The sequence below is a fragment of the Micromonospora sp. NPDC048907 genome (assembly GCF_055586885.1).
This window is the reverse complement of record NZ_JBVJHI010000001.1, coordinates 711,086-733,491: the sequence shown is the minus strand read 5'-3', so window position 1 is coordinate 733,491 and position 22,406 is coordinate 711,086. Positions and strand designations below refer to the sequence as shown.

The following is a 22,406-nucleotide window of genomic DNA, read 5'->3' as shown; positions in this document are numbered from 1 at the left end:
TACGCCCGCGCCCACCCACCGGCCGACAATCGTGCACGACTGTTGAACGGTCGTTACCCCTACGTAACCCGCGCGTGGGGCACATCACCTTTCGTGCCGACGGCCCTCCGGAGAGGTGTCGCGAACGTCCGTTTCCCGAGGTCTTCCCGCTGCGCCGGAGAGCTAACGCCAGAAGACCGCCACCGCCGCGTTGGCAAGCGTCAACCCGATGATCGCCAGGAAGTGCCCGCGGTTCACGGACTCCCGCTTACGGGAGAAGAAGACCATGACAAAGATCAGCAGCGCGAGCACCAGCTTGGTGACAAGCTTCGCCGGTGCCGGCTCGTCGCCGTCCCGCAGCGGGGCGGACAGACCGATTCCGGTCAGCAGCCCGATCACCGAGCCCCAGAGCATGGCCGCGTTGATCCGGAGCCGGCCGTTGACGTACTGGGCGATCGCGCCCCCGAGCAGCAGCGCGAACCCGATCAGATGGACGTAGAGAAGGATCAGTCGAAGAGCTTCCACGCCGGCCATCCTCCCCCATCAACGACGCCCTGTAGTAGCCGGCCCGCCGAGGTGCCGTCATACCGTGACCTCGGCCGGCCGTCCGGCCGGCTCCGGGCGGCCCGCGCCCGTCCGGACGGACCGGCGGCCGACGAGGACGAGGGCCAGGCCGACGAGCGCGTACCCGGCCAGCACGGCCACCGGCCGGCCGGCTCCCGCACCGTCGAAGAAGGCCGCCGAGCGCAGCAGGGTGCCACCCGCACCGACCGGCAGGAACTGCCCCACGGTCCCCCAGGGCTGCGGCAGCAGCTCGGGCGCCGCGCTCACCGCGGAGAGCGGGTTGCCGACCAGGAAGACGAGCAGCGCGCCGAGGCCGATCCCGGGAGCGCCGAGGAGCGCGCCGAGTCCCGCCACGGTGCCCGCCGCGGCGAGCGCGAAGAGCCCGATGGCGCTCGCCTCGCGCCACAGGTCGCCGTCCAGGACGCCGAGCCAGCCGTGCAGCACCGCGGCCCCCACCAGGCCGGCCAGGACCGCATAGCCGATCAGGCCGGCCAGCCGCGCCGCACGCCGGGCGACCAGCACGGTGAGCAGGGCCCCGGCCAGCAGGCCGGCCAGCGCCAGCGGCAGGAACCCGGCGGCGAAGCCGGCCCCCCGCGGGTCGTCCGGATCGGTCGGCACGACCTGCACCACCGGCACCGGGCGGCCGGCGGAGAGCTGCGTGGCCGCCTCGGTGAGCAGGGCCGCGACGGTCGGGCTCGCGGCCGGGGCGGTGTGCAGGGCGACGCCGTCCGGGCCGACCACGAAGGCGGCGTAAGCCTCCCGGTCGCGCAGCGCCCGGTCGGCGGCCGCCGCGTCGGGCAGCGTGGTGACGGTGAAGCCGTCGGGGCGGGCCGCCGTGAGCCGGGCGGCCAGCTCGGTGGCCGCGGGCGCCGGCCCGGCGACGGCGATCGGAAGGTCGCGCGGCGCCAGGTGGGCGGCCGGGGCCGCGAAGAGGGGTACGAGCAGCGCCTGCGCCACCACGGCGAGGCTGGCGAGCAGGGCGGCCAGCAGCCACGGCGAGCGGGTCCGGTACGGGTGAGCGGGCATCGCCGCCTCCTTAAAACGAACGTTCGTTCTCTTGAGCTGAGAGTGCGCCGCCGCACGCCCCGCAGTCAAGAACGAACGTTCGCTTTATACTGTGGCTCGTGCCACGCGTATCGGACGAACACCTCGCGGCCCGCCGCCAGCAGATCCTCGACGCGGCCCGCCGCTGCTTCGTGCGCGACGGCTTCCACAACACCTCGATGCAGGACGTGATCAAGGAAGCCGGGCTCTCGGTCGGCGCGGTCTACCGCTACTTCCCGAGCAAGAACGACCTGATCACGGCCATCGCCCAGGCGGTGATCGGCACCGCCGACGCGACCTTCGCCGACCTGTCCACGGCCGACCCGCCGCTGCCCCTGACCGAGGTGCTGGAGCGGGCGCTGACCTTCGTCGACTCCCAGCTGGGCCCGGACGGCGTGCTGCCGCTGGCGCTCCAGGTGTGGAGCGAGGCGCAGCGCGACCCGGTGCTGGCCGAGTTCGTGGGGGCGACGTACACCCGGCTGCGTGGCCACTTCGTGGCCGCCGCCGGACGCGCGCGCAGGGCCGGCGAACTGCCCGCGGACGCCGACCCGGAGGCCGTCGGCGCCGCGCTGTTCGGCCTGATCCCCGGCTACTTCACCCAGCGCATCCTGACCGGCTCCCCGGACCGCGCCACCTACCTCACGGGCGTCCGCGCCCTGCTCCGGCCCACCCCCTGACCACCGCGATCCCGCAGTTGGCGCCCCGACGAAGACGGGCGGGAGCCGCAGGACGCGGGCCAGAACTGCGAGATCGCGGGGCCGGGGGTGCGGGTCAGGCCAGGCGCCAGACCTGGAAGGTGGGGCCGTCGGCCGGCAGGGTGACCGTGCCGTCGGTGTTCGGGTGCAGGGCGGGGGCGTTGCCGTACACGTTTTCGGCGGCCGGGAGGCCGGACAGGCGTACCGGGGTGCCGGCCTCGCGGCGGGCCAGCACCAGCAGCGCGCCGGCCGGCGCCTCGCGGAGGAAGACCAGCGTGTCCGCGTCGGCGTGCACCCAGCGCAGGCCGCCGTGCCGCAGCGCCGGTTCGGCCCGGCGCAGCGCCAGCAGCGACCGGTACGCGTCGAAGGTGCGCCCGTCCCAGCTCTCCGGCAGGTGCCAGGGCATCGGGGTACGCGAGCCCTCCCCGTTGGCGCCGGTCAGGCCCAGCTCGTCGCCCGCGAAGACCACCGGCGTGCCCGGCATGGTGGCGAGCAGGCCGGCGGCCACCTCCTGCCGGGCCGCGTCGCCGACCACGGTCCGGATCCGGGCCGAGTCGTGCGAGCCGAGCAGCTGCCACGAGTGCGCGTACGACCGCCACGAGATCAGCGACCGGTAGGTGTTCATGGTGGCCAGCACCGCGCCCCCGTCCCGCCGCCGCACCCCGCCCGGTGTGCCGAGGAAGTTCGGCAGGGCCCCGTCGCCCCGGCGCAGCCAGGACCAGACCGGGTCGGTGAAGCCGACGTAGTTCATGGTGCCGTGCCAGCCGTCCCGGTCCAGGTCGCCGGTGTGGTCGTGGCCGTGCTCGGCGAGCAGCAGCCCGTCGGGCCGGGTCTCGGCGACCACCTCCCGCAGCAGCCGCGCCACCTCGTGCGTGTACGCGTCCGCACCCCGCCGGCCGGTCATGTTCGCCACGTCCACCCGCCAGCCGTCCAGCCCGTACGGGGGCCGCAGCCAGCGGCGCAGCAGCGAGTCGCCGGCCGTGGCGAAGCGGCGGCGCAGCTCGGCGCTGCCCCAGTTGAGCTTCGGCAGCGACTTGACCCCGTTCCACGATTCATAGTCCCCGCCGGGCAGGTCGAAGTAGTACAGCTCCCGCTCCGGCGCGTGCACGTCGGACACGGCGGCCGTGAACCAGTGGTGGGCGTCGCCGGTGTGGTTGCTCGTGATGTCGCCGAGCAGCCGCCAGCCCCGGGCGTGCACCGCGTCGGCCAGCCGGGCCAGCGCGGCGTCGCCGCCGAGCAGCGGGTCGACGGTGTCGAAGCTCGCCGCGTCGTACCGGTGGTTGGAGCGGGCCGGGAAGATCGGCGTGAGGTAGACGGTGTTCACGCCGAGCCGGTCCAGGTGGTCCAGCCGCTCGGTGATCCCGTCGAGGTCGCCGCCGTAGAACTGGCGCGGCGTCTCCGGGCCGCGCCCGATCACCGGCGTGTCCCAGTCGCACGGGATCGCCCAGTCCGGCGCCGTGCGGCCCGCCGCGGCGGCCGAGCGGGCGAACCGGTCCGGGAAGATCTGGTAGATCACCGCGTCCCGGGCCCAGGCCGGCGGCGGCGCGTAGCTGACCAGCTTGAAGTCGCCGTGGTCCGGCACGTCGTGGCCGACGAGGCCGGCCGCGTTCAGCCAGCGGGCGCCCGCCGCGCCGTCGAGCAGGAAGCGGTAGTTGCTGACCGGGTTGCGGACCTCGACGTCGGCCCGCCACCACACGTCACCGCCCTCGGTGCGGTCGACCACCGCCTCGGCGAAGCGCGGCTCGCCGTCGCCGGTGGTCCGGACGTGCACCTGGCGGACGTCGGCGCCGGCCGGCACCCGGACGAAGACCGGGACGGTCTGCCCGAGGGCGGGTTCCTGCTCGGGGACGTAGGTGGCGGATCCGTCGTGGTGCGGCTGCAGGGACATGGGGGTGCCTTTCGCGTCGTCGAGGACGGGGAGTGGGGCGGGCACCCGCCGCGGCCGGTCACCCGACCGCGGCGGTCCGCCCGGAAACCGCTCCGGTGTACGTCGACAGGACGCCCTTGCCGCAGCGTGAGCCGAGGAGGCTCAGCCTTTGACGGCTCCGGCGGTGAGGCCGGAGACGATGTAGCGCTGGAGCAGTTGGAACACCAGCACCGTCGGGATGGCGGTGAGCAGGGTGCCCGCCGCGAACATCCCGAAGTTGTTGTTGCGCTCGCCCGCCACCATGCCGAACATCCCGACCGCCAGGGTCTTCGAGTTCGGCTCGGTGAGGAACACGTTGGCGATGATGAACTCGTTGATCGAGCCGATGAAGGCGAGCAGCCCGGTCACCGCCAGGATCGGCGCCACCAGCGGCATCATGATCCGGAAGAAGACCTGGGCGTGCGAGGCGCCGTCCATGGTCGCCGACTCGTCCAGCTCCTTCGGCAGGGTGTCGAAGAAGCCCTTCATCAGCCACGTGTTCGCGCCGAGCGCGGTGCCCATGTAGAGCAGGAACAGCCCCCACGGCGTGTTGAAGCCGATCACCGGCCACAGACCGGTGACCGTCGTGAAGATCAGGAAGATCGCCACGATGGCCAGGAACTGCGGGAACATCTGGATCAGCAGCAGCGCAAGCAGCCCGACCCGGCGACCGGCGAACCGCATCCGGGAGAACGCGTACGCCGCCAGCGCCGACAGGAAGATCGACGCGAAGCTGGCCACGCCGGCGAGCAGCAGCGAGTTGAGGAACCAGTGGGCGAACGGCGTCTTCTGGAACAGGTTGGTGAAGTTCTCCAGGGACGCCCCGGTCGGCAGCAGCTCCGTCGACGAGAGCGTGCCGAGCGGGTTGAGCGCCGCGGAGATCACGAACAGGATCGGGAAGAGGCTGAACGCCACGGCCAGCACCCCGACGAGGTGCCGCCAGCCCACCTGGGCGAACCAGCGGCCCTTCGACCGCCCCGCCCCGGCCCGGTCGGCGACGGCAGCGTCCGACAAGGTGGTCACGAGTAGACCTCCTCCTGCTTGCGGGTCCGCGAGAAGCTGATCGCCGCCACGATCGCCACGATGGCGAAGATGAAGATCGAGACCGTGGTGGCCAGTCCGTACTCGGCGCCCTGCGCCCCGAAGGCCAGCCGGTAGGTGTAGGTGATGAGCAGGTCGGTGGCGCCGTTGGTCGGGTTGTCCGGCGCGAACGGGCCGCCCTCGGTGGTGAACAGGATCGCGTTGACGTTGTTGAAGTTGTAGGCGAACGACGCGATCAGCAGCGGCGAGAGCGCGACCAGCAGCAGCGGCAGGGTCACCGCCCGGAACGACTGCCACGGCGACGCCCCGTCGACGGAGGTCGCCTCGGTCAGCTCGCGCGGGATCGCCTGGAGCGCGCCGGTGGCCACCAGGAACATGTACGGGTAGCCCAGCCAGAGCTGCACGAGCAGCACCGCGATCCGGGCCGACCAGGTGCCGCCGAACCAGTCGATGTCCAGCCCGAACAGGTCGTTGACCAGGCCGAAGTCGGTGTTGAACATGTCCCGCCAGACCAGCAGCATGGCGAACGACGGCATGGCGTACGGGAGGATCAGCAGCACCCGGTAGAGGTTGGTGCCCCTCATCCGGGGCGAGTGCAGCGCGAGCGCGATGGCCATGCCGAGCAGGAACGTGAAGCCGGTCGAGCCGATCGCGAAGGCGAAGTTCCACAGCAGGGTGCCGAAGAACGGGCCGGAGATGTCCGGGTCGGTGAGCACGCGGGTGAAGTTCCTCAGCCCGACGTTCACCTTCCAGCCCTGGGCGAGCCGCTCGCCGTCGGCGGCGACGAAGGACCCGTTCTCCGGGTCGGCGGTCCAGGTCTTGCCCGTCTCGCTGTCCTTGACGCAGTCGCAGCCCGCGTCGTACGCCCGCACGGCCTTGCCCTCGTAGGCGCGGGACAGGCCGTTGGAGCGGACCGCGCCGCCGGCGGTCGGCACCACCAGGTCGGTGATGTCCTTGCTGCGGCCGCTGGCCTGACCGAAGTTGAGCACGGTGTAGCCGGCGGCCTCGGTGATCTTGCCGGTCGGGCTGACCGTGACGTCCCCGGCGTCGAGCTTGCGCAGCCCGCCCGCGTCACCGGCGAAGACCTCCCTGGTCTTCGGGTCGCTGAGCAGGAACACCAGCGCGCCGGTGGCCGGGTCGCCCGTCGTGGCGATGGAGAGGGAGTACTCGGTGGAGCCGGGGACCTGCTGCACCGAGGAGGTCTGGATGGCGACGATCGCGTCGTCCTTGCTGCCGCGGTGGCCGTCGCCGAAGTTCGTGAACGCGGTGCTCGCGGTGTAGAGCACCGGGAAGACCTGGAAGGCGATCAGGAAGATCGTGCCGGGGACCAGGTACTTGGCCGGGATGTGCCGCCGGCTCAGGTAGAGGTAGAACAGGCCCGCCGTGGTCGCGGCGAGGATCGCCAGTCCGACCCAGTGCTCGGCCTCGACGAGCGGGAACGCCGCCCAGATCGCGATCCCGGCCACCAGGCCGAGCAGGACCACCTTGACGACGAGGCCGGTCGCGGTGATCGGCGCGTGGTTCCGCGCGGTACGGGGCGTGCGCGGGAGCCCGCGGCGGACGGGCTCCCGGCCCGGGGCCTGCTCAGCAGACCCCGGGCCGGACAGCGACGTGCTCATTACTTGATCTGACCCGCGATGGTCTTGCCCGCGGCGGTGATCGTCCTGGCCGGGTCGGCGCCGCCGATGATCGCGGCCTCCGCCTTGCCGAACGGGTCCCAGATCGCGGCCATGGCCGGGATCGCCGGGAGCACCTGGCCGTTCTTGCCGGCCTCGGAGAACTTGGCCAGGTCCGCGTCCTCGCCCTTGACCTGGTCGAAGGCGGCGGTCAGCGCCGGCGGGCGCGGCTCGGCCTTGTACAGCGCGACGGCCAGCTCGGGCTTGGTCACGTAGTTGGTGACGAACTCCTGCGCCAGGGCCTTGTTCTTGCCCTTGGCGGCGACGTAGAACGCCTGGACGCCCACGAACGGCTGGGCCTCCTTGCCACCGGCGAAGCCGGGGACCGGGGAGATGTCGTACTTGATGTTGGCCTTCTTCGCGTCCGCGATGGCCCACGGGCCGGAGACCAGGAAGGCGCACTTCTTGCCGGTGAAGGTGGCGATGGAGTTCTCGCCGGTGATGGAGCGCTTCAGCGCGCCGTCGCCCTTCTCACCGAGCTTCGCGATCTTCTGGAAGGCCGCGATCGACTCCGGCTTGCCCACGCCCAGGTCCTTCGGGTCGTAGTCGCCGTTGGCCGTGGTGCCGAACAGGTAACCGCCGCCCGAGGTGTACAGCGGGTAGATGTGGTAGGCGTCGCCGTTCTGGCCGGACTGGAGGCAGAGGATCTCGCTGGCCTTCTTCTCGGCCTTGAGCTTCTTGCCGGCGGCGACCAGGTCCTCGATCGTCTTCGGCGCCTCGGGTGCCAGCTCGGTGTTGCGGATCAGCGCGATGTTCTCCGTGGCGTAGGGGACGCCGTAGAGCTGGCCGTTGAAGGTGACCGCCTTGATCGCGGTCTCGTTGAACGCGTTCTTCTGCTCGGCGGCGAGCTGCACCGGGTCGATGGCGCCGTTCTGGACCATGTTGCCGATCCAGTCGTGCGCGCCGACCACGACGTCCGGGCCGCTGCCCTGCTGCGAGGCGGTGACGAAGTTGGTCTGCAGGTCCTTGGAGACGGCCTGGACCTCGACGGTCACGCCGTTCTCCTTGCCGAACTCCTCGGCGAACGGCTTCAGGGCCGCGGTCCGCTTGTCGTCGGCCCAGATGACCAGCTTGCCGCCGGCGGCCTTGGCGGACTCCTTGGCGGCCGGCTTGTCGCTGTCACTGCCGCCGCAGCCGGACGCGGCGAGCGCCAGGCCGAGGACAGCGACCACACCCGCGGTACGGATGCGCATCGGTACTCCTGTCGTCATGGCGGCCCGCCGGGGGAAGGGCGGCTCGCCAGTGGAAACCTCGGAAAGTTCTTGCTGACCGGCGCGGGGATGCTGCGCCGCTGCTCTCGCATGTTGCGGGGACGTTAGCAAGAGGTTGCAGAGAATGGAAGGGCTTGCAGGAGCGTACGCAAGAACTTGCCCGTGAGCTAAAGTGCCGCCATGCGCGCTCGACTGTCCGACATCGCCCAACAGGCCGAAGTCAGCGAGGCCACGGTGTCGCGGGTGCTCAACGACCGCCCCGGAGTGGCCCCCGAGACCCGGCAGGCCGTCCTCACCGCCCTCGACGTGCTCGGCTACGAGCGCCCCGCCCGGCTGCGCAAGCGCAGCGCCGGGCTGGTCGGCCTCGTCGTGCCCGAGCTGGACAACCCGATCTTCCCGGCCTTCGCCCAGGTCATCGAGTCGACGCTGGCGCAGAGCGGCTTCACCCCGGTGCTCTGCACGCAGACCCCCGGCGGTGTCACCGAGGACGAGTACGTCGAGATGCTGCTCGACCGGCAGGTCTCCGGGATCGTCTTCGTGTCCGGCCTGCACGCCGACACCGCCGCCAACCACGACCGGTACCGCGCGCTGATCGCCCGCCCGCTGCCGATCGTCATGATCAACGGGTACGCGCCCGGCATCTCGGCGCCCTTCGTCTCGTGCGACGACGGCGAGGCCACCGAGTTGGCCGTCGCGCACCTGGTGGCGCTCGGCCACCGGCGGATCGGCCTGATCACCGGGCCGGACCGCTTCGTGCCGGTGCAGCGCCGGGTGGCCGGCTTCCGCGCCGCGATGACCCGGCTGGTCGGCACGACCGAGGCGGAGGTCGGCGAGCTGGCCGAGCTGTCCCTGTTCGGCGTCGAGGGCGGCGAGGCCGCCGCGGGCCGGCTCATCGAGCGCGGCGTCACCGGCCTGGTCTGCGGCTCGGACCTGATGGCGCTGGGCGCGATCCGGGCCGCCCGGCAGCGCGGCCTCGGCGTTCCCGACGATGTCTCGGTGGTCGGTTACGACGACTCCCCGCTGATGGCCTTCACCGACCCGCCGCTGACCACCATGCGGCAGCCGGTCGCGGCCATGGCGGTGGCCGCCGTCCGCGCCCTGGTCGACGAGATCAACGGGCACGCCGCCCCGAACTCCGAGTACCTGTTCCGCCCCGAACTGGTGGTGCGCGGCTCGACCGCGGTGGCCCGACCGGCCGGCGGCCCGAAGCGCCAGCGCCCCTCCTCCGTCGACCCCACCCTTGCGATCCCCGCCTGACCCTTGCCGCCAGTTCTTGCGCAAGGAATGCTTGACTCTTGCAGCGCCTGAGCGGCATCCTGCTCAGACGCCCTGCCGTCCCGCGCCAGAGAACGGGGATCCACACCGATGACCTCCGCCCCCCACCCCACGCCGCTGACCGCCGACGACGACTGGTGGCGGTCCGCGGTCGTCTACCAGGTGTACGTCCGCAGCTTCGCGGACGCGAACGGGGACGGCGTCGGGGACCTCCAGGGCATCCGGCAGCGCCTGCCGTACCTGCGCGACCTCGGGGTGGACGCGCTCTGGCTGACCCCCTTCTACACTTCGCCCCAGGTCGACGCCGGCTACGACGTGGCCGACTACCGGGACGTGGACCCGCTCTTCGGCAACCTGACCGACTTCGACGCGATGATCACCGACGCGCACGCCCTGGGCCTGCGGATCATCGTGGATCTGGTCCCCAACCACACCTCCAGCGCGCACCCCTGGTTCACCGCGGCCCTCGCCGCCGGCCCCGGTTCCCCCGAGCGCGAGCGCTACCTCTTCGCCGAGGGCCGGGGCGAGCGCGGCGAGCTGCCGCCGAACGACTGGGAGAGCATCTTCGGCGGCCCCGCCTGGACCCGGGTGGCCGACGGCCAGTGGTACCTGCACCTGTTCGACCCGGCCCAGCCCGACCTCAACTGGCGCCACCCGGAGGTGCGCACCGAGTTCGAGGACATCCTGCGGTTCTGGCTCGACCGGGGCGTCGACGGCTTCCGGATCGACGTGGCGCACGGGATGATCAAGGCCGAGGGGCTGCCGGACGTCGGCTTCAACTCGATGACCACCGGCCAGCGCCAGTCCGAGCTGCTGGGCAAGGGCCGGCTGCCCTACTTCGACCAGGACGAGGTGCACGAGATCTACCGCGCCTGGCGGCCGATCCTGGACAGCTACCCGGGCGGCCGGATGGCGGTGGCCGAGGCGTGGGCGGAGACCCCGCAGCGGCTGGCCCGCTACATCGGCCCGGACGAGCTGCACCAGGCGTTCAGCTTCGACTTCCTCGACGCCACCTGGTCGGCCGACTCGTTCCGCAAGGTGATCGACACCGCGCTCGCCGAGTCGACCATCGTGGGCGCCCCGACCACCTGGGTGCTCTCCAACCACGACCGGCAGCGGCACGTCACCCGCTACGGCGACGGCGAGGTCGGCCTGCGCCGCGCCCGGGCCGCCGCCCTGCTGATGTTCTCCCTGCCCGGCTGCGCCTACGTCTACCAGGGCGAGGAGCTGGGCCTGCCCGAGGTGCTGGACCTCCCGGACGAGCTGCGGCAGGACCCCGCGTTCCTGCGCACCGGGGAGAGCCGGGACGGCTGCCGGGTGCCCATCCCGTGGAGCGGCGAGCTGGCCCCGTACGGCTTCGGCCCGGAGGGCAGCGAGCTGAGCTGGCTGCCGGCCCCGGCGACCTGGCGGGCCCTCTCGGTGGCCGCCCAGGCCGGGGTGACCGGCTCGACGCTGGAGCTCTACCGGGCCGCGCTGCGGATCCGGCACGGGCACCCGGCCCTGGCCGGCACCGGCGGCATCACCTGGCTGGAGACCGAGCCCGGCGTGCTCGCGTTCCGCCGCTCCGCCGGGAACGCCGAGCTGACCTGCGTGGTCAACCTCAGCGGCGCGGAGGTGACGGTCGCCGGCCACGGCCGGCCGGTCGTCGCCAGCGCCGAGCTCACCGAGCGGGGCGACGGGCACGTTCTGCCGGTGGACGCGGCTGCGTGGTTCGAACGGCGCTGAGCCGGGTAACCCGCCATTGACCTGGTCGTCCGTTGTGCCCCGCGCCGACGGGCGGCTGGGCTACCGACCCCTTGTGGTGGGGGGTGAGGTGGCGCCGGCCCCTCGGGGACTCGTTCCCGAGGGGCCGGTGTCCATCTGGGACCGTCGGGGTACCTCAGGGCGTATGACCGCACACGTGGCGCAGTACACCCTCGACATCGGCGACCTCGACCGGATGATCGACTTCTGGTCGGCCGCACTCGGCTACACCGTCCGCCGGGGCGGCGACGGCAACGCGAAGCTCTATCCGCCGCCCGGCCGGCCCGGCCCGACCATCTGGTTGCAGGGCAGCGGCACCCCGAAGCACGGCAAGAACCGGCTGCACCTGGATCTGGTCTCCGACGGGGACGCGGCGGCCGAGGTCGACCGGCTGATCGGGCTCGGCGCCCGGCGCGTCGACGTCGGGCAGACCGGCACGGAGGGCTTCGTGGTGCTCGCCGACCCGGAGGACAACGAGTTCTGCGTGCTCGACGGGCCGCCGAGCTGAGCGCTCAGGCTCCCCGGCTGGTCAGCAGCGCGGCGATCCGGGCGAGCCCGGCCCGGACCTCGTCCCGGCTGGGCGGGGCCGTCGGCTCCGGCTCCCGCTCGGCGGCCAGCTCCAGCTCCTCGTCGATCACGTCCTCGAAGTCGCCGTAGAGGTCGGCCTGGTCGATCCGGGCCGCCTCGTCCTCGGCGGCGATCTGCGCCGCGGCGATCTCGCTGCGGATCTCCTCGGGCGTGAGCGCCGGCAGCAGCGGCTCCACCACCGCCATGAGCTGCTCCTCGGCCACCACCGCCTCGGCCAGGGCGAGCGCGTGCGGCCGCTCGTACGGGCCGCAGACCACCGGCTCCCACTCGTCGTCGTCGCCGAGCGGGCCGAAGGTGATGATCCACGGCAGGCCCAGCATCGGCGAGTCGTCCGGCAGGTCCAGTGTCACGAGTGCGCCCACCGGCCCATCATGGTCGGTGGCGGCGCGGACGTGCGCCTCATTCACGCCAACTCCCCCCTCTCCGGCGGTCGCTCTCACCCGTGCGTACCGGCGTCCAGAGCCGCACGGACCAGGGCGACGGCGCGGTCCGGCGGGACGCCCAGGCGGAGCGCCTCGGCGGCGTACGCGGTGGCGGCGCGGTGCAGGCGGTCGGTGGCGTCGTCGCGCCCGGGGGCCACCACCGTGCCGTGCCGCCCGCGGGTCTGCACCAGCCCGGCCGACTCCAGCTCCCGGTACGCCCGCGCCACGGTGTTCACGGCCAGGCCCAGGTCGGCGGCGAGCTGCCGGACCGCGGGGAGGCGGGTGCCGACCGGCAGCCGGCCGTCGCCGATCATCGCGGCGAGCTGCCCGCGCACCTGCTCGTACGGGGGCACCGCCGAGTCCTGCTCGATCCGGATCCGGGTGCTCATCCCGCCCCTCCCGGCGTGCCCGGGTCGGTGTCCTCGTCGACCTCGACGTCCACGTCCCGCCCGCCGCCGCCCTCGGCCAGGTCCACCACCCGGCCGTAGCGGCTCGTGGCGGCCAGCGCCGCGCCGAAGAGCACCATCTGGTTGAGCAGGTAGAGGTAGAGCAGCAGCCCCACCGCCGTGGCCACCACGGTGTAGGCCGGGTTCCGCTCGGTGCGCACCACGTAGTAGCGCCCCACGGTGTTGAGCAGCGTGATGCCGACGGCGACCGCCAGCACGGCGGGGCGCAGCCGGCGGCGGCTCATCCGCAGCCGGGGCACCGCCACCAGCAGCGCGGTGGCCAGCACCGCGTTGATCACCACGCTGAGCACCGCGCTGACCGTGGTCAACCCGACCGACCCGGTGCTGCGCAGCAGGAAGCGCAGCAGCGACTCCAGCGCGTCCACGGCGGCCACCGAGATGCCGAGCAGCACGAAGACCGCCACCAGCACGCCCAGGTCGACCAGGCGGCGGATCACCAGGTTGCCGGGCTGCTGGTTGAAGCCGTACATGAGCCGCTGCGAGGAGCGGATCGCCTCGACCCAGCCGATCCCGGTGAAGACCAGGATGACCAGGCCGATCACGCCGACGGTGTTGCTGCTCTCGGCGATCTGCTTGGCGTCGAGGAAGGGCAGGTTCTCGTCCAGGAAGTCGGCCGCCGCCCGGCTCACCTCGCGGTTGTCCTGAAGGATCGTGCCGAAGATCCAGTAGCCGACCAGGGCCAGCGCGAACACGGCGAAGAAGCCGTAGTAGGCGATCGCGGCGGCCAGCCGGCCGGCGAGCAGGTTGGCGTAGAGCGTGCCGGCGCGCCACACGTGGTCGAAGGCCGACGACCGGGCCCGGGCCGCGTCGACGCGGCGGCCGAGCGCCGCCTCGATCCGGCCGATGACGTTCACCCCGACATCCTCGCCGATCCGCCCGCCCCCCGGAGGCAGGCCGGCCGCGCGCTCAGCTCAGCCGCCGAGGCGGAAGTCGCGGCGGGGCTGCCACCGGGTGGCCCCGCTGTGCGAGAACAGGGTGAACGCCTCGACCTCGAAGAGGGCGGAGAAGTCGGCCAGGTCCTCGTACGCCTTGTCGAGCACCTCGGGCGGCACGTCCTGGGCCACGGTGACGTGCGGGTGGTACGGGAAGCGCGCCTCGCGGTGCAGCTCGGGAGCGGCGTTGATGGCGGCGGCCAGCAGCTCGCACTCGCTGATCCCCGCGGCCACCGCCACGAAGACCACCTGGGTGACCGGCCGGAACGTGCCGGTGCCCCGCAGGTGCAGGGTGAACGGCAGGTGGGTGGCCGCCACCCGGGCCAGGTGCTCCTCGACGGCCGGCAGGGCGCGCACCGGGATCTCGGTGGGCCCGAGCAGGGTGACGTGCGCCGGGACGGCCTGCGGGTCACCGGCTTCGACCCGCCGGCGGGTGAGCAGCCCGCCCCACGGCTCCGGGATGTCGACCGCGATCCCGATCTGGATGGTGTCACCGGCGTCCGGCGACCCGTCGCTGCCGTCCACGCTGTGCGCCATCCCTCCGGCCACCGACTGCGACACCCGTTCCCGCCGGGCCGCTACTCGAACCGGACCGGCGGGAAGAAGCCGATCCGCTCGTACGCCGTGCGCAGCGTCGCGGCGGCGACCGCGCGGGCCTTCTCCGCGCCCTGCGCGAGCAGCTTGTCGAGCTGCGCCGGGTCGTCCAGGTAGGCGCGGGTGCGCTCCTGGATCGGGGTGACGAACTCCCGCACCACCTCGGCGAGGTCCTTCTTGAGGTCGCCGTAGCCCTTGCCGTCGTACGCGGCGACGAGGTCGTCGATGCCGCGCCCGGAGAGCGCCGAGTAGATGGTCAGCAGGTTGGAGATGCCGGGCTTGCCCTCGGCGTCGAAGACGATCTCGCGGCCGGTGTCGGTGACCGCCGAGCGGATCTTCTTGGCCGAGCGGGCCGGGTCCTCCAGCAGGTCGATGATGCCGGCCGGGGAGGAGGACGACTTCGACATCTTGGCCGTCGGGTCCTGCAGGTCGGTGATCTTCGCGGTGTCCTTGACGATGTGCGGGGCGGGCACCGTGAAGGTCGGGCCGAACAGCGAGTTGAACCGCTGGGCCAGGTCGCGGGAGAGCTCCAGGTGCTGCCGCTGGTCCTCGCCGACCGGCACCGCGTGGGCCTGGTAGAGCAGGATGTCGGCGGCCTGCAGGATCGGGTAGGTGAACAGGCCGACGCTGGCCCGCTCGCTGCCCTGCTTCTGGGACTTGTCCTTGAACTGGGTCATCCGGCTGGCCTCGCCGAAGCCGGTGATGCAGCCGAGCACCCAGGCCAGCTGCGGGTGCTCGGGCACCTGCGACTGGACGAAGAGGGTGCTGCGCTCGGGGTCGAGGCCGACCGCGAAGAGCTGCGCGGCGGCCACGCGGCTGCGCTGCCTGAGCACCTTCGGGTCGTGCCCGGCGGTGATCGCGTGCAGGTCCACCACGCAGTAGAACGCGTCGTGGCTGTCCTGAAGGGCCACCCAGTGCCGTACCGCGCCCAGGTAGTTGCCGAGGTGGAACGAGTCGGCCGTCGGCTGGATGCCGGAGAAGACGCGCGGGCGGGCGGGTACGTCGGACATGCCGGCAATTCTGTCAGCAAGCCCCGGCGTCCGTCATGACGGGCCGGTGGGTCGGGTGGGTACGGGCGGGAGCGGGGCCGTGACCTCGCGCCGCGGCTCGGGCAGGCGGGCCGGGGAGACCGCGAGGCGGGACACCCGCCGCCCGTCGAGGGCCACGACCCGCAGCAGCCAGCCGCCGGGCGGGTCGTCCGGGTCGGGTCCGCCGGTGTCGTCCGGGTCGACGGCCACCGGCACCTCGTCGCCGGTGACCGGCAGCCGGCCGAGCGCGGCCATCACGAAGCCGCCGACCGTCTCGTACGGCCCGGCGGGCAGCGGCACCCCGGTGCGTTCGGCGAAGTCGGCCAGGTTGAGCCGGCCGTCGACCACGGCCGGCAGGCCGGCGTGGGCCGCCTCGGGCGGGGCGTCGTCCTCGTCGTGGATCTCCCCGACCAGCTCCTCGACCAGGTCCTCGCAGGTGACGATGCCGGCGGTGCCGCCGTACTCGTCGACCACCACGGCCAGGTGGTGGCCCTCGCGGCGCATCTCGGTCAGCGCGGCCAGCACGCGTTTGCTGCCCGGGAGCCGCTTCACCTCGCGGGTCAGCTCGGCGACCGTGGCGCGCGGGTCCCGCTCGGGGCGGAGCAGCACGTCCCGCAGGTGGGCGAAGCCGACCACGTCGTCGTGGGTGCCGTCGACCACCGGGTAGCGGGTGTGCGGCTCGGCGCGGACCAGCCGCTCGGCCTCGGCCACGGTGAGCCCGGCGGCGAGGAAGACCACCTCGGTGCGCGGCACCATCACCTCGCGGATCAGCCGCGCGCCGGCCACCAGCACCTCGTCGATGATCCGCCGCTCGTCGGGGTCGAGCACCGTGTTGGCCGCGACGAGGTCACGCAGCTCGGCCTCGCTGATCCGTTCGCGGCCGGCGGTCGGGCTGGCTCCGAGCAGGTCGGTGACCAGGCGGGTGGCGCCGTCGGCGGCGCGGACCACGAGTCGGGCCACGGTGCGGGCCACGGGTCCGGGTTCGCGTCTCGGCCGCCCCGGCGGGCGTCGCCGGGGCCCGGGACCACCTCCCTCCCGCATGAGAAGGATGGTAGACAGCGGGCGCCGGCCATCCGGGGCGATGTTCGGATCTGTTCAATCATGAAGGATTGTGGTGGAATAGGGGACGCCCCCACTCACCGCCGCGCCACAGCCCGCGGCCGTAGGGTGATCACGGACGGCCGCCGCGGGACGCGGCCCAGGCAGGAGGAGCGACGTGAAACTGCTCGTCACCGGCGGCGCCGGTTACATCGGCAGCGTGGTGACCCGGATGCTGCTCGACCACGGTCACCAGGTGACCGTCCTGGACGACCTGCGCACCGGCCACCGGGAGGCGCTCGCCCCCGAGGCGACCCACGTCGACCTGCCGATCCACGAGGCCGCCCGCGTGCTCACCCCCGACGCCGGCTTCGACGGCGTGCTGCACTTCGCCGCCCTGATCGCCGCGGGTGAGTCGATGGTCAAGCCGGAGCTCTACTGGCAGACCAACACGGTCGGCTCGCTCGCCCTGATCGACGCGGTCCGCGCCGCCCGGGTGCCCCGGCTGGTCTTCTCCTCCACGGCCGCCGTCTACGGCAACCCCACCGAGCTGCCCATCCCGGAGACCGCCGTCAAGGCCCCCACCAACACCTACGGCGCGACCAAGCTGGCCGTCGACCTGGCGCTCACCTCCGAGGCGGTCGCGCACGACCTGGCCGCCGTGTCGCTGCGCTACTTCAACGTGGCCGGGGCCTACCGGCACGACGGACGGACCATCGGCGAACGGCACGACCCCGAGACCCACCTCATCCCGCTCGCCCTCGAGGTGGCCGCCGGCCGGCGCGACAAGTTCCAGCTCTTCGGCGACGACTACCCGACCGTCGACGGCACCTGCGTCCGCGACTACATCCACGTCGAGGACCTGGCCCGCGCGCACCTGCTGGCTCTCGACGCCGCCACCGGGGGCCGGCACCGGATCTACAACCTGGGCAACGGCAACGGCTTCAGCAACCGGCAGGTGATCGAGGTGGTCCGCGAGGTCACCGGGCACCCGGTGCCGGTGGAGGTGGCCCCGCGCCGCGAGGGCGACCCGGCCGAGCTGGTCGCCTCCTCCGCGCTGGCCCGCGCCGAGCTGGGCTGGGTGCCGGCGAAGCCCACCCTCCAGGACATGGTCGGCGACGCCTGGGAGTTCTACCGCACGCACATCCTGGAACGGCGATGAGCGGCGCCGGCGACGTCGCGGCCCGCGCCACCGCCGGCTTCCGGCAGCGGTACGGCGCGGAGCCGGCGGGCCGCTGGGCGGCTCCCGGCCGGGTCAACCTGATCGGCGAGCACACCGACTACAACGACGGGTTCGTGCTGCCCTTCGCGCTGCCGCTGCGTACCGTCGTGGCCGCGGCGGCAGCCGACGACGGGCGCTGGTCCGTCTGGTCGGAGCTGGACGACGAGCCCGTGGAGTTCGGGCCGGCCGAGGCCGACAAGCCCGGCCGCGTCGACGGCTGGGCCGCCTACGTGGCCGGGGTGGTCTGGGCGCTGCGCGCCGCCGGCCACGACGTGCCGGGCGCCCGCCTTGCCGTGGCCTCCGACGTGCCGGTCGGCTCCGGGCTCTCCTCGTCGGCGGCCATCGAGGCGGCGGTGCTCGCCGCCCTGGTCGACCTCGGCGGGCTGGACCTCCCCGCCGACCGGTGGCCTCGGCTCGCCCAGCGGGCCGAGAACGACTACGTCGGCGCGCCCACCGGGATCATGGACCAGTCCGCGGTGATCCGCGGCCGGTCCGGGCACGCCCTCTTCCTCGACTGCCGCACGGAGGAGGTCGAGCAGATCCCGTTCGACCTGGACGCCGCCGGGCTGGCCGTGCTGGTGGTCGACAGCCGCGCCCCGCACCGGCACGCCGACGGCGAGTACGCCGCCCGCCGCAAGTCCTGCGAGCGGGCCGCCAAGGCGCTCGGGGTGGCCGCCCTGCGCGACGTCGCCACCGCCGACCTGGACGCCGCGCTGGCCCGCCTCGACGACCCCGAGACCCGCCGCCGGGTCCGGCACGTCGTCACCGAGGACCAGCGGGTGCTCGACACGGTCGGGCTGCTGCGCGCCGGCCGGATCCGCGACATCGGCCCGCTGCTGACCGCCTCGCACGCCTCGATGCGGGACGACTTCGAGATCACCGTGCCGGAGATCGACACCGCGGTCGAGGCGGCCCTGGCCGCCGGGGCGTACGGGGCACGGATGACCGGTGGCGGCTTCGGCGGCTGCGTGCTCGCCCTGGTCGACGCGGACGCCGCCGACGCGGTGGCGGCCGCCGTGGCCGCCGCGTACGCCGACCGCGGCTTCACCGCGCCCCACACCCTCCCGGTCCTCCCGGCCGGCGGCACGACCCGCCTCGACTGACGACGAGAGAGGGCCCCCGGTCGACCGGGGGCCCTCTCTCGCGCGTGGGCAGCGGTCAGCCGGCCTCGACGATCATGCCGGCGCCGACCGTGCGGTTGGTGGCCTCGTCGATGATGACGAAACCGCCGGTGGTGCGGTTGCGCCGGTACTCGTCGGCCAGCAGCGGGACCGTCGTGCGCAGCCGCACCCGGCCGATCTCGTTGAGCTTCAGCTCACCGGCCGTCTCGTCGCGGTGCAGCGAGTTGACGTCCAGCCGGTAGTGCAGCCCGCGCACGATGGCCCGGGCCGAGCGGGTGGTGTGCTTGATGGCGTACCGGCCGCCGACCTGCAGCGGGCGGCTCTCGTCCATCCAGCAGACCATCGCCTCGATGTCCTGCGCGACCGCCGGCGCGTTGTTCGGCCGGCAGATCATGTCGCCGCGCGAGATGTCGATCTCGTCGGTCAGCCGGACGGTCACCGACATCGGCGGGAACGCCTCGTCCACCGGACCGTCAGCGGTCTCCACGGCGGCGATCCGGCTGGTGAAGCCCGACGGCAGCACCATCACCTCGTCGCCGGCCTTGAGCACGCCCGAGGCCACCTGGCCCGCGTAGCCGCGGTAGTCGGTGACCGTGGTGGACTGCGGCCGGATCACGTACTGCACCGGGAAGCGGACGTCGACCAGGTTGCGGTCGGACGCGATGTGCACCCGCTCCAGGTGGTGCAGCAGCGACGGGCCCTCGTACCAGGGCATGTTCTCCGAACGGGTGACGATGTTGTCGCCCCGCAGCGCGGAGATCGGCACCACGGTCAGGTCCGGCACGTCGAGCTTCGCGGCGAACGCGGTGAACTCGTCGGCGATCTGCTCGAACACCTCCTGCGACCAGTCGACCAGGTCCATCTTGTTCACGCAGAGGACCAGGTGCGGCACCCGCAGCAGCGAGCAGAGGAACGCGTGCCGGCGGGACTGCTCCACCAGGCCCTTGCGCGCGTCCACCAGGATCAGCGCCAGGTCGGCCGTGGAGGCGCCGGTGACCATGTTCCGGGTGTACTGGATGTGCCCCGGGGTGTCGGCGATGATGAACTTCCGCCGCGGCGTGGCGAAGTAGCGGTACGCCACGTCGATGGTGATGCCCTGCTCCCGCTCGGCGCGCAGGCCGTCGGTGAGCAGCGCGAGGTTGGTGTACTCGTCGCCCCGGGCCGCGCTGACCGCCTCGACCGCGGCGAGCTGGTCGGTGAAGAGCGACTTCGTGTCGTACAGCAGCCGGCCGATCAGGGTCGACTTGCCGTCGTCGACGCTGCCCGCGGTGGCGAACCGCAGCAGGTCCATGGGGCGTGCCGATTCGCTCTCGGCCGGCGCCAGCGTCTCCACGCTCATCAGAAGTAGCCCTCCCGCTTGCGGTCCTCCATGGCGGCCTCGCTGACCCGGTCGTCGCCGCGGGTCGCGCCGCGCTCGGTGATCCGGGTGGCGGCCACTTCCTCGATCACCTTCTCCACCGTGTCGGCGTCCGAACGGACCGCCGCGGTGCAGGAGGCGTCACCCACGGTCCGGTACCGCACCTGGGCCTTGAACGGCTGCTCACCCGCGCGGGGGCGGAAGAACTCGTTCACCGCGTAGTACATGCCGTCGCGCTCGATCACCTCGCGCTCGTGGGCGTAGTAGATCGACGGCAGCGGGATCCGCTCCCGGGCGATGTAGTGCCAGACGTCCAGCTCGGTCCAGTTGGAGAGCGGGAACACCCGGATCGACTCACCCGGGTGGTGCCGGCCGTTGTAGAGCGCCCACAGCTCGGGGCGCTGGTTCTTCGGGTCCCACTGGCCGAACTCGTCGCGGAAGCTGAACACCCGCTCCTTGGCCCGGGCCTTCTCCTCGTCCCGGCGCGCGCCGCCGAACAGCGCGTCGAAGCGGTGCTTCTCCACCGCGTCGAGCAGCACCGGGGTCTGGATGCGGTTGCGCATGCCGTCGGCCGACTCGTGCACCAGACCCTTGGTGAGGGCCTCCGGCACGCTGGCCACGATGAGCTGGAGACCCAGCTCGGCGACGCGCTGGTCCCGGTATTCGAGAACCTCGGGGAAGTTGTGGCCGGTGTCGACGTGCATCACCGGGAAGGGAATGTTGGCCGGGGCGAACGCCTTCTGGGCCAACCGGAGCATCACGATCGAGTCCTTGCCGCCGGAGAAGAGCAGCACTGGGCGCTCCATCTCGGCGACGACCTCACGCATCACGAAGATGCTCTCCGCCTCGAGAGCGTCCAGGTGGGACACCTGGTACGCGGCGGTGGCCGTCATGACACGAACTCGATTCGCTCGGATCCGCACATCGGGATTCCAGACCTTTCCGGTCGGACTCGTGAAGAAGAACGCTCAGGTTACCCGGAATGCCTCTGCAGCGCTGCAAGCAACCGGCTGGCGAGATCCTTGCGGCAGACCAGCAGGTCGGGCAGGCGTGGGTCGGCCTCGTTGTATTTCAGCGCAGATCCGTCGATCCGGGAAGCGTGCAGTCCGGTGGCCGTCGCCACAGCGACCGGAGCGGCCGAGTCCCACTCGTACTGACCGCCCGCGTGGATGTACGCGTCGACCTCACCGGTGACCACAGCGGCGATCTTCGCGCCCGCCGAGCCCATCGGCACCAGATGCGCGCCGATGTCCTCTGCCAGATCGGTCAGGAAAACCGGCGGACGGCTACGGCTGGCCGCCAACCGGATGGTCCTGCCGCCGCCCGCCGTGGCCGCCTCCAGGGTCATCGGCGGGTACGCCGGCGGGTAGTCCGTGCCCAGCACCCGGTGCTGCGCCGGCAACCCCACCGCGCCCGCGACCAGACCGTGCGGCGTCGGCGCGCTGCGCGACCAGAGCGCCACGTGCACCGCCCAGTCCGAGCGGCCCTCCTCGGCGAACTCCCGGGTGCCGTCCAGCGGGTCGATGATCCACACCCGGTCCGCGTTCAGCCGGGACACCGCGTCGCTGCTCACCTCGGCCGTCCAGGCCAGCCGGGAACCCTCGTCCTCCTCCGACAGCACCGCGTCCGCCGGCCGCCACTTCGCCAGCTCGGTGCGGATCAGATCGTGCGAGACCTTGTCCCCGGCCGACTTCAGCGCCCCCGCGTCGGCGAAGCCCAGCTCCGCGCGCAGGCCCATCAGCGCCTGCCCGGCCCGGGCCGCCAACCACCGGGCGAACGCGCCGTCGATCATCGGAGGACTGCCCATGGTGTTCCCGCTCCCGTCGCCCGCCGTCGCACGTCAGAAGGCGCAGACTACCGGCACCGGACCGACCCGCCCGGGATGCCCCGCCCGGCGCCTCAGGCCCCGTGGTACAGGTTCTGCGTCGGCTCCACGCCCTTGGTCACCACCGACTCCACCACGTCCGCCGCCCGGTCCACCAGGAACTCCAGCTCCTTGCGCTCGGCCGCGGAGAAGTCCGACAACACGTAGTCAGCCGGGTCCTGCCGGCCCGGCGGCCGGCCGATGCCGAACCGCACCCGCACGTAGTCCTTCGTGCCCAGCGACTTCGACATCGAGCGCAGACCGTTGTGGCCGCCCTCGCCGCCGCCGCACTTCACCCGCACCTGGCCGTAGGGGATGTCCAGCTCGTCGTGCACCGCGATGACCCGCCCCGGCGGGATCTTGTGGAACTGCGCCAGCCCGACCACCGGGCCGCCGGAGAGGTTCATGTACGTCAGCGGCTTCACCAGTACCAGCTTCGGGCCGCCCAAACCCAGCCGCCCCTCGGCCACCTCGGCCACCGCGCGCCTGTGCCGGCCGAACCTGCCGCCCACCCGGGCGGCCAGCAGCTCCGCCACCATGAAGCCGACGTTGTGCCGGTTCCCCGCGTACTCCCGACCGGGGTTGCCCAGGCCGACCACCAGCCACGGCCCCACCTCGTCCGTCACGCCACGTCCCTTC

At 72.7% G+C, this 22,406-nt stretch carries 22 protein-coding genes; 6 read left to right on the top strand and 16 right to left on the bottom strand.

Translation table 11 applies throughout. From position 1 onward, the window contains the following. Positions 1–162: 162 nt before the first annotated feature. Together ACZ6PY_RS03745 and ACZ6PY_RS03740 are read right to left on the bottom strand one after the other, a co-directional pair. A complete protein-coding gene (locus ACZ6PY_RS03745; protein ID WP_466068904.1) occupies positions 163–504 on the bottom strand; it encodes a hypothetical protein in 342 nt (113 codons plus the stop codon). 57 nt (positions 505–561) lie between these two features. Continuing rightward, positions 562–1,569: a hypothetical protein gene (locus ACZ6PY_RS03740; RefSeq protein WP_466068903.1), complete on the bottom strand. Its 1,008-nt coding sequence runs from the start codon at positions 1,567–1,569 to the stop codon at positions 562–564. A 98-nt stretch (positions 1,570–1,667) separates the two neighbouring features. Here ACZ6PY_RS03740 and ACZ6PY_RS03735 point away from each other — a divergent pair, with 98 nt between their 5' ends. Then, entirely contained in the window at positions 1,668–2,264 is a 597-nt protein-coding gene (locus ACZ6PY_RS03735; RefSeq protein ID WP_466068901.1) for a TetR/AcrR family transcriptional regulator, read from the top strand. A 94-nt stretch (positions 2,265–2,358) separates the two neighbouring features. Here ACZ6PY_RS03735 and ACZ6PY_RS03730 read toward each other — a convergent pair whose 3' ends face one another. From ACZ6PY_RS03730 to ACZ6PY_RS03715, 4 genes are all read right to left on the bottom strand, one after another. Next, the gene (locus tag ACZ6PY_RS03730) at positions 2,359–4,170 is read right to left on the bottom strand and encodes a glycoside hydrolase family 13 protein (RefSeq protein WP_466068899.1); all 1,812 of its coding nucleotides are present in this window, start codon (positions 4,168–4,170) and stop codon (positions 2,359–2,361) included. 141 nt (positions 4,171–4,311) lie between these two features. Continuing rightward, the gene (locus ACZ6PY_RS03725; protein ID WP_466068898.1) at positions 4,312–5,211 is read right to left on the bottom strand and encodes a sugar ABC transporter permease; all 900 of its coding nucleotides are present in this window, start codon (positions 5,209–5,211) and stop codon (positions 4,312–4,314) included. Beyond that, complete coding sequence (locus ACZ6PY_RS03720; RefSeq protein WP_466068896.1) at positions 5,208–6,848, bottom strand: ABC transporter permease subunit; 1,641 nt, start codon at positions 6,846–6,848, stop codon at positions 5,208–5,210. The genes ACZ6PY_RS03725 and ACZ6PY_RS03720 overlap by 4 nt, the downstream gene beginning before the upstream one ends. Beyond that, positions 6,848–8,098 (bottom strand): sugar ABC transporter substrate-binding protein, encoded by a 1,251-nt coding sequence (locus tag ACZ6PY_RS03715; RefSeq protein WP_466068893.1) that lies wholly within the window; start codon positions 8,096–8,098, stop codon positions 6,848–6,850. The genes ACZ6PY_RS03720 and ACZ6PY_RS03715 overlap by 1 nt, the downstream gene beginning before the upstream one ends. A gap of 198 nt (positions 8,099–8,296) precedes the next feature. Here ACZ6PY_RS03715 and ACZ6PY_RS03710 point away from each other — a divergent pair, with 198 nt between their 5' ends. The 3 genes from ACZ6PY_RS03710 (at position 8,297) to ACZ6PY_RS03700 (ending at position 11,642) form a co-directional block, all read left to right on the top strand. Then, on the top strand, positions 8,297–9,373 hold the full coding sequence (locus tag ACZ6PY_RS03710) for a LacI family DNA-binding transcriptional regulator (RefSeq protein ID WP_466068891.1): 1,077 nt from the start codon (positions 8,297–8,299) through the stop codon (positions 9,371–9,373). A gap of 108 nt (positions 9,374–9,481) precedes the next feature. Then, the gene (locus ACZ6PY_RS03705) at positions 9,482–11,116 is read left to right on the top strand and encodes a glycoside hydrolase family 13 protein (RefSeq protein WP_466068889.1); all 1,635 of its coding nucleotides are present in this window, start codon (positions 9,482–9,484) and stop codon (positions 11,114–11,116) included. Between the two features lie 163 nt (positions 11,117–11,279). Then, positions 11,280–11,642: a VOC family protein gene (locus ACZ6PY_RS03700; protein ID WP_466068888.1), complete on the top strand. Its 363-nt coding sequence runs from the start codon at positions 11,280–11,282 to the stop codon at positions 11,640–11,642. A 4-nt stretch (positions 11,643–11,646) separates the two neighbouring features. On the opposite strand, the gene ACZ6PY_RS03695 is transcribed toward ACZ6PY_RS03700, so the two are convergent. The 6 genes from ACZ6PY_RS03695 to ACZ6PY_RS03670 all read right to left on the bottom strand — a co-directional run bounded on the left by ACZ6PY_RS03695 (position 11,647) and on the right by ACZ6PY_RS03670 (position 16,206). After that, positions 11,647–12,084: a hypothetical protein gene (locus ACZ6PY_RS03695; protein ID WP_466069392.1), complete on the bottom strand. Its 438-nt coding sequence runs from the start codon at positions 12,082–12,084 to the stop codon at positions 11,647–11,649. A 74-nt stretch (positions 12,085–12,158) separates the two neighbouring features. Next, on the bottom strand, positions 12,159–12,533 hold the full coding sequence (locus ACZ6PY_RS03690; protein WP_262287154.1) for a GntR family transcriptional regulator: 375 nt from the start codon (positions 12,531–12,533) through the stop codon (positions 12,159–12,161). Then, positions 12,530–13,465 (bottom strand): YihY/virulence factor BrkB family protein, encoded by a 936-nt coding sequence (locus ACZ6PY_RS03685; RefSeq protein WP_466068886.1) that lies wholly within the window; start codon positions 13,463–13,465, stop codon positions 12,530–12,532. Before ACZ6PY_RS03685 ends, ACZ6PY_RS03690 begins: the two co-directional genes overlap by 4 nt. 57 nt (positions 13,466–13,522) lie before the next feature. Beyond that, the gene (locus ACZ6PY_RS03680; RefSeq protein WP_466068884.1) at positions 13,523–14,080 is read right to left on the bottom strand and encodes a 2'-5' RNA ligase family protein; all 558 of its coding nucleotides are present in this window, start codon (positions 14,078–14,080) and stop codon (positions 13,523–13,525) included. A gap of 41 nt (positions 14,081–14,121) precedes the next feature. Continuing rightward, positions 14,122–15,147, bottom strand: a complete 1,026-nt coding sequence (trpS, locus tag ACZ6PY_RS03675) for a tryptophan--tRNA ligase (RefSeq protein ID WP_466068882.1) — start codon at positions 15,145–15,147, stop codon at positions 14,122–14,124. A gap of 33 nt (positions 15,148–15,180) precedes the next feature. Beyond that, positions 15,181–16,206, bottom strand: coding sequence for a hemolysin family protein (locus ACZ6PY_RS03670; RefSeq protein WP_466068881.1), 1,026 nt, complete (start codon positions 16,204–16,206; stop codon positions 15,181–15,183). A 229-nt stretch (positions 16,207–16,435) separates the two neighbouring features. On the opposite strand from ACZ6PY_RS03670, the gene galE reads away from it, so the two are divergent. Continuing rightward, positions 16,436–17,365, top strand: a complete 930-nt coding sequence (gene galE / locus ACZ6PY_RS03665; protein WP_466069391.1) for a UDP-glucose 4-epimerase GalE — start codon at positions 16,436–16,438, stop codon at positions 17,363–17,365. Next, positions 17,362–18,528: a galactokinase gene (gene galK, locus ACZ6PY_RS03660; protein ID WP_466068878.1), complete on the top strand. Its 1,167-nt coding sequence runs from the start codon at positions 17,362–17,364 to the stop codon at positions 18,526–18,528. Before galE ends, galK begins: the two co-directional genes overlap by 4 nt. 55 nt (positions 18,529–18,583) lie before the next feature. Here galK and cysN read toward each other — a convergent pair whose 3' ends face one another. From cysN to pth, 4 genes are all read right to left on the bottom strand, one after another. Next, positions 18,584–19,885, bottom strand: coding sequence for a sulfate adenylyltransferase subunit CysN (gene cysN / locus ACZ6PY_RS03655; RefSeq protein ID WP_466068876.1), 1,302 nt, complete (start codon positions 19,883–19,885; stop codon positions 18,584–18,586). Further along, positions 19,885–20,796, bottom strand: a complete 912-nt coding sequence (gene cysD / locus ACZ6PY_RS03650) for a sulfate adenylyltransferase subunit CysD (protein ID WP_466068874.1) — start codon at positions 20,794–20,796, stop codon at positions 19,885–19,887. The genes cysN and cysD overlap by 1 nt, the downstream gene beginning before the upstream one ends. Positions 20,797–20,876: 80 nt before the next feature. Then, positions 20,877–21,710: an inositol monophosphatase family protein gene (locus ACZ6PY_RS03645; RefSeq protein WP_466068872.1), complete on the bottom strand. Its 834-nt coding sequence runs from the start codon at positions 21,708–21,710 to the stop codon at positions 20,877–20,879. 92 nt (positions 21,711–21,802) lie between these two features. Further along, complete coding sequence (gene pth / locus ACZ6PY_RS03640; RefSeq protein WP_466068870.1) at positions 21,803–22,393, bottom strand: aminoacyl-tRNA hydrolase; 591 nt, start codon at positions 22,391–22,393, stop codon at positions 21,803–21,805. Between the last annotated feature and the right edge of the window lie 13 nt (positions 22,394–22,406).

Excerpts from the sequence above, each read along its gene's own strand:
- ACZ6PY_RS03740 (WP_466068903.1), bottom strand. The coding sequence starts at position 1,569 with ATGCCCGCTCACCCGTACCGGACCCGCTCGCCGTGGCTGCTGGCCGCC.
- ACZ6PY_RS03730 (WP_466068899.1), bottom strand. The coding sequence starts at position 4,170 with ATGTCCCTGCAGCCGCACCACGACGGATCCGCCACCTACGTCCCCGAG.
- ACZ6PY_RS03720 (WP_466068896.1), bottom strand. The coding sequence starts at position 6,848 with ATGAGCACGTCGCTGTCCGGCCCGGGGTCTGCTGAGCAGGCCCCGGGC.
- ACZ6PY_RS03715 (WP_466068893.1), bottom strand. The coding sequence starts at position 8,098 with ATGCGCATCCGTACCGCGGGTGTGGTCGCTGTCCTCGGCCTGGCGCTC.
- ACZ6PY_RS03710 (WP_466068891.1), top strand. The coding sequence starts at position 8,297 with ATGCGCGCTCGACTGTCCGACATCGCCCAACAGGCCGAAGTCAGCGAG.
- ACZ6PY_RS03705 (WP_466068889.1), top strand. The coding sequence starts at position 9,482 with ATGACCTCCGCCCCCCACCCCACGCCGCTGACCGCCGACGACGACTGG.
- ACZ6PY_RS03700 (WP_466068888.1), top strand. The coding sequence starts at position 11,280 with ATGACCGCACACGTGGCGCAGTACACCCTCGACATCGGCGACCTCGAC.
- ACZ6PY_RS03690 (WP_262287154.1), bottom strand. The coding sequence starts at position 12,533 with ATGAGCACCCGGATCCGGATCGAGCAGGACTCGGCGGTGCCCCCGTAC.
- ACZ6PY_RS03680 (WP_466068884.1), bottom strand. The coding sequence starts at position 14,080 with ATGGCGCACAGCGTGGACGGCAGCGACGGGTCGCCGGACGCCGGTGAC.
- trpS (WP_466068882.1), bottom strand. The coding sequence starts at position 15,147 with ATGTCCGACGTACCCGCCCGCCCGCGCGTCTTCTCCGGCATCCAGCCG.
- ACZ6PY_RS03670 (WP_466068881.1), bottom strand. The coding sequence starts at position 16,206 with ATGCGGGAGGGAGGTGGTCCCGGGCCCCGGCGACGCCCGCCGGGGCGG.
- galE (WP_466069391.1), top strand. The coding sequence starts at position 16,436 with ATGCTGCTCGACCACGGTCACCAGGTGACCGTCCTGGACGACCTGCGC.
- galK (WP_466068878.1), top strand. The coding sequence starts at position 17,362 with ATGAGCGGCGCCGGCGACGTCGCGGCCCGCGCCACCGCCGGCTTCCGG.
- cysN (WP_466068876.1), bottom strand. The coding sequence starts at position 19,885 with ATGAGCGTGGAGACGCTGGCGCCGGCCGAGAGCGAATCGGCACGCCCC.
- cysD (WP_466068874.1), bottom strand. The coding sequence starts at position 20,796 with ATGACGGCCACCGCCGCGTACCAGGTGTCCCACCTGGACGCTCTCGAG.
- ACZ6PY_RS03645 (WP_466068872.1), bottom strand. The coding sequence starts at position 21,710 with ATGGGCAGTCCTCCGATGATCGACGGCGCGTTCGCCCGGTGGTTGGCG.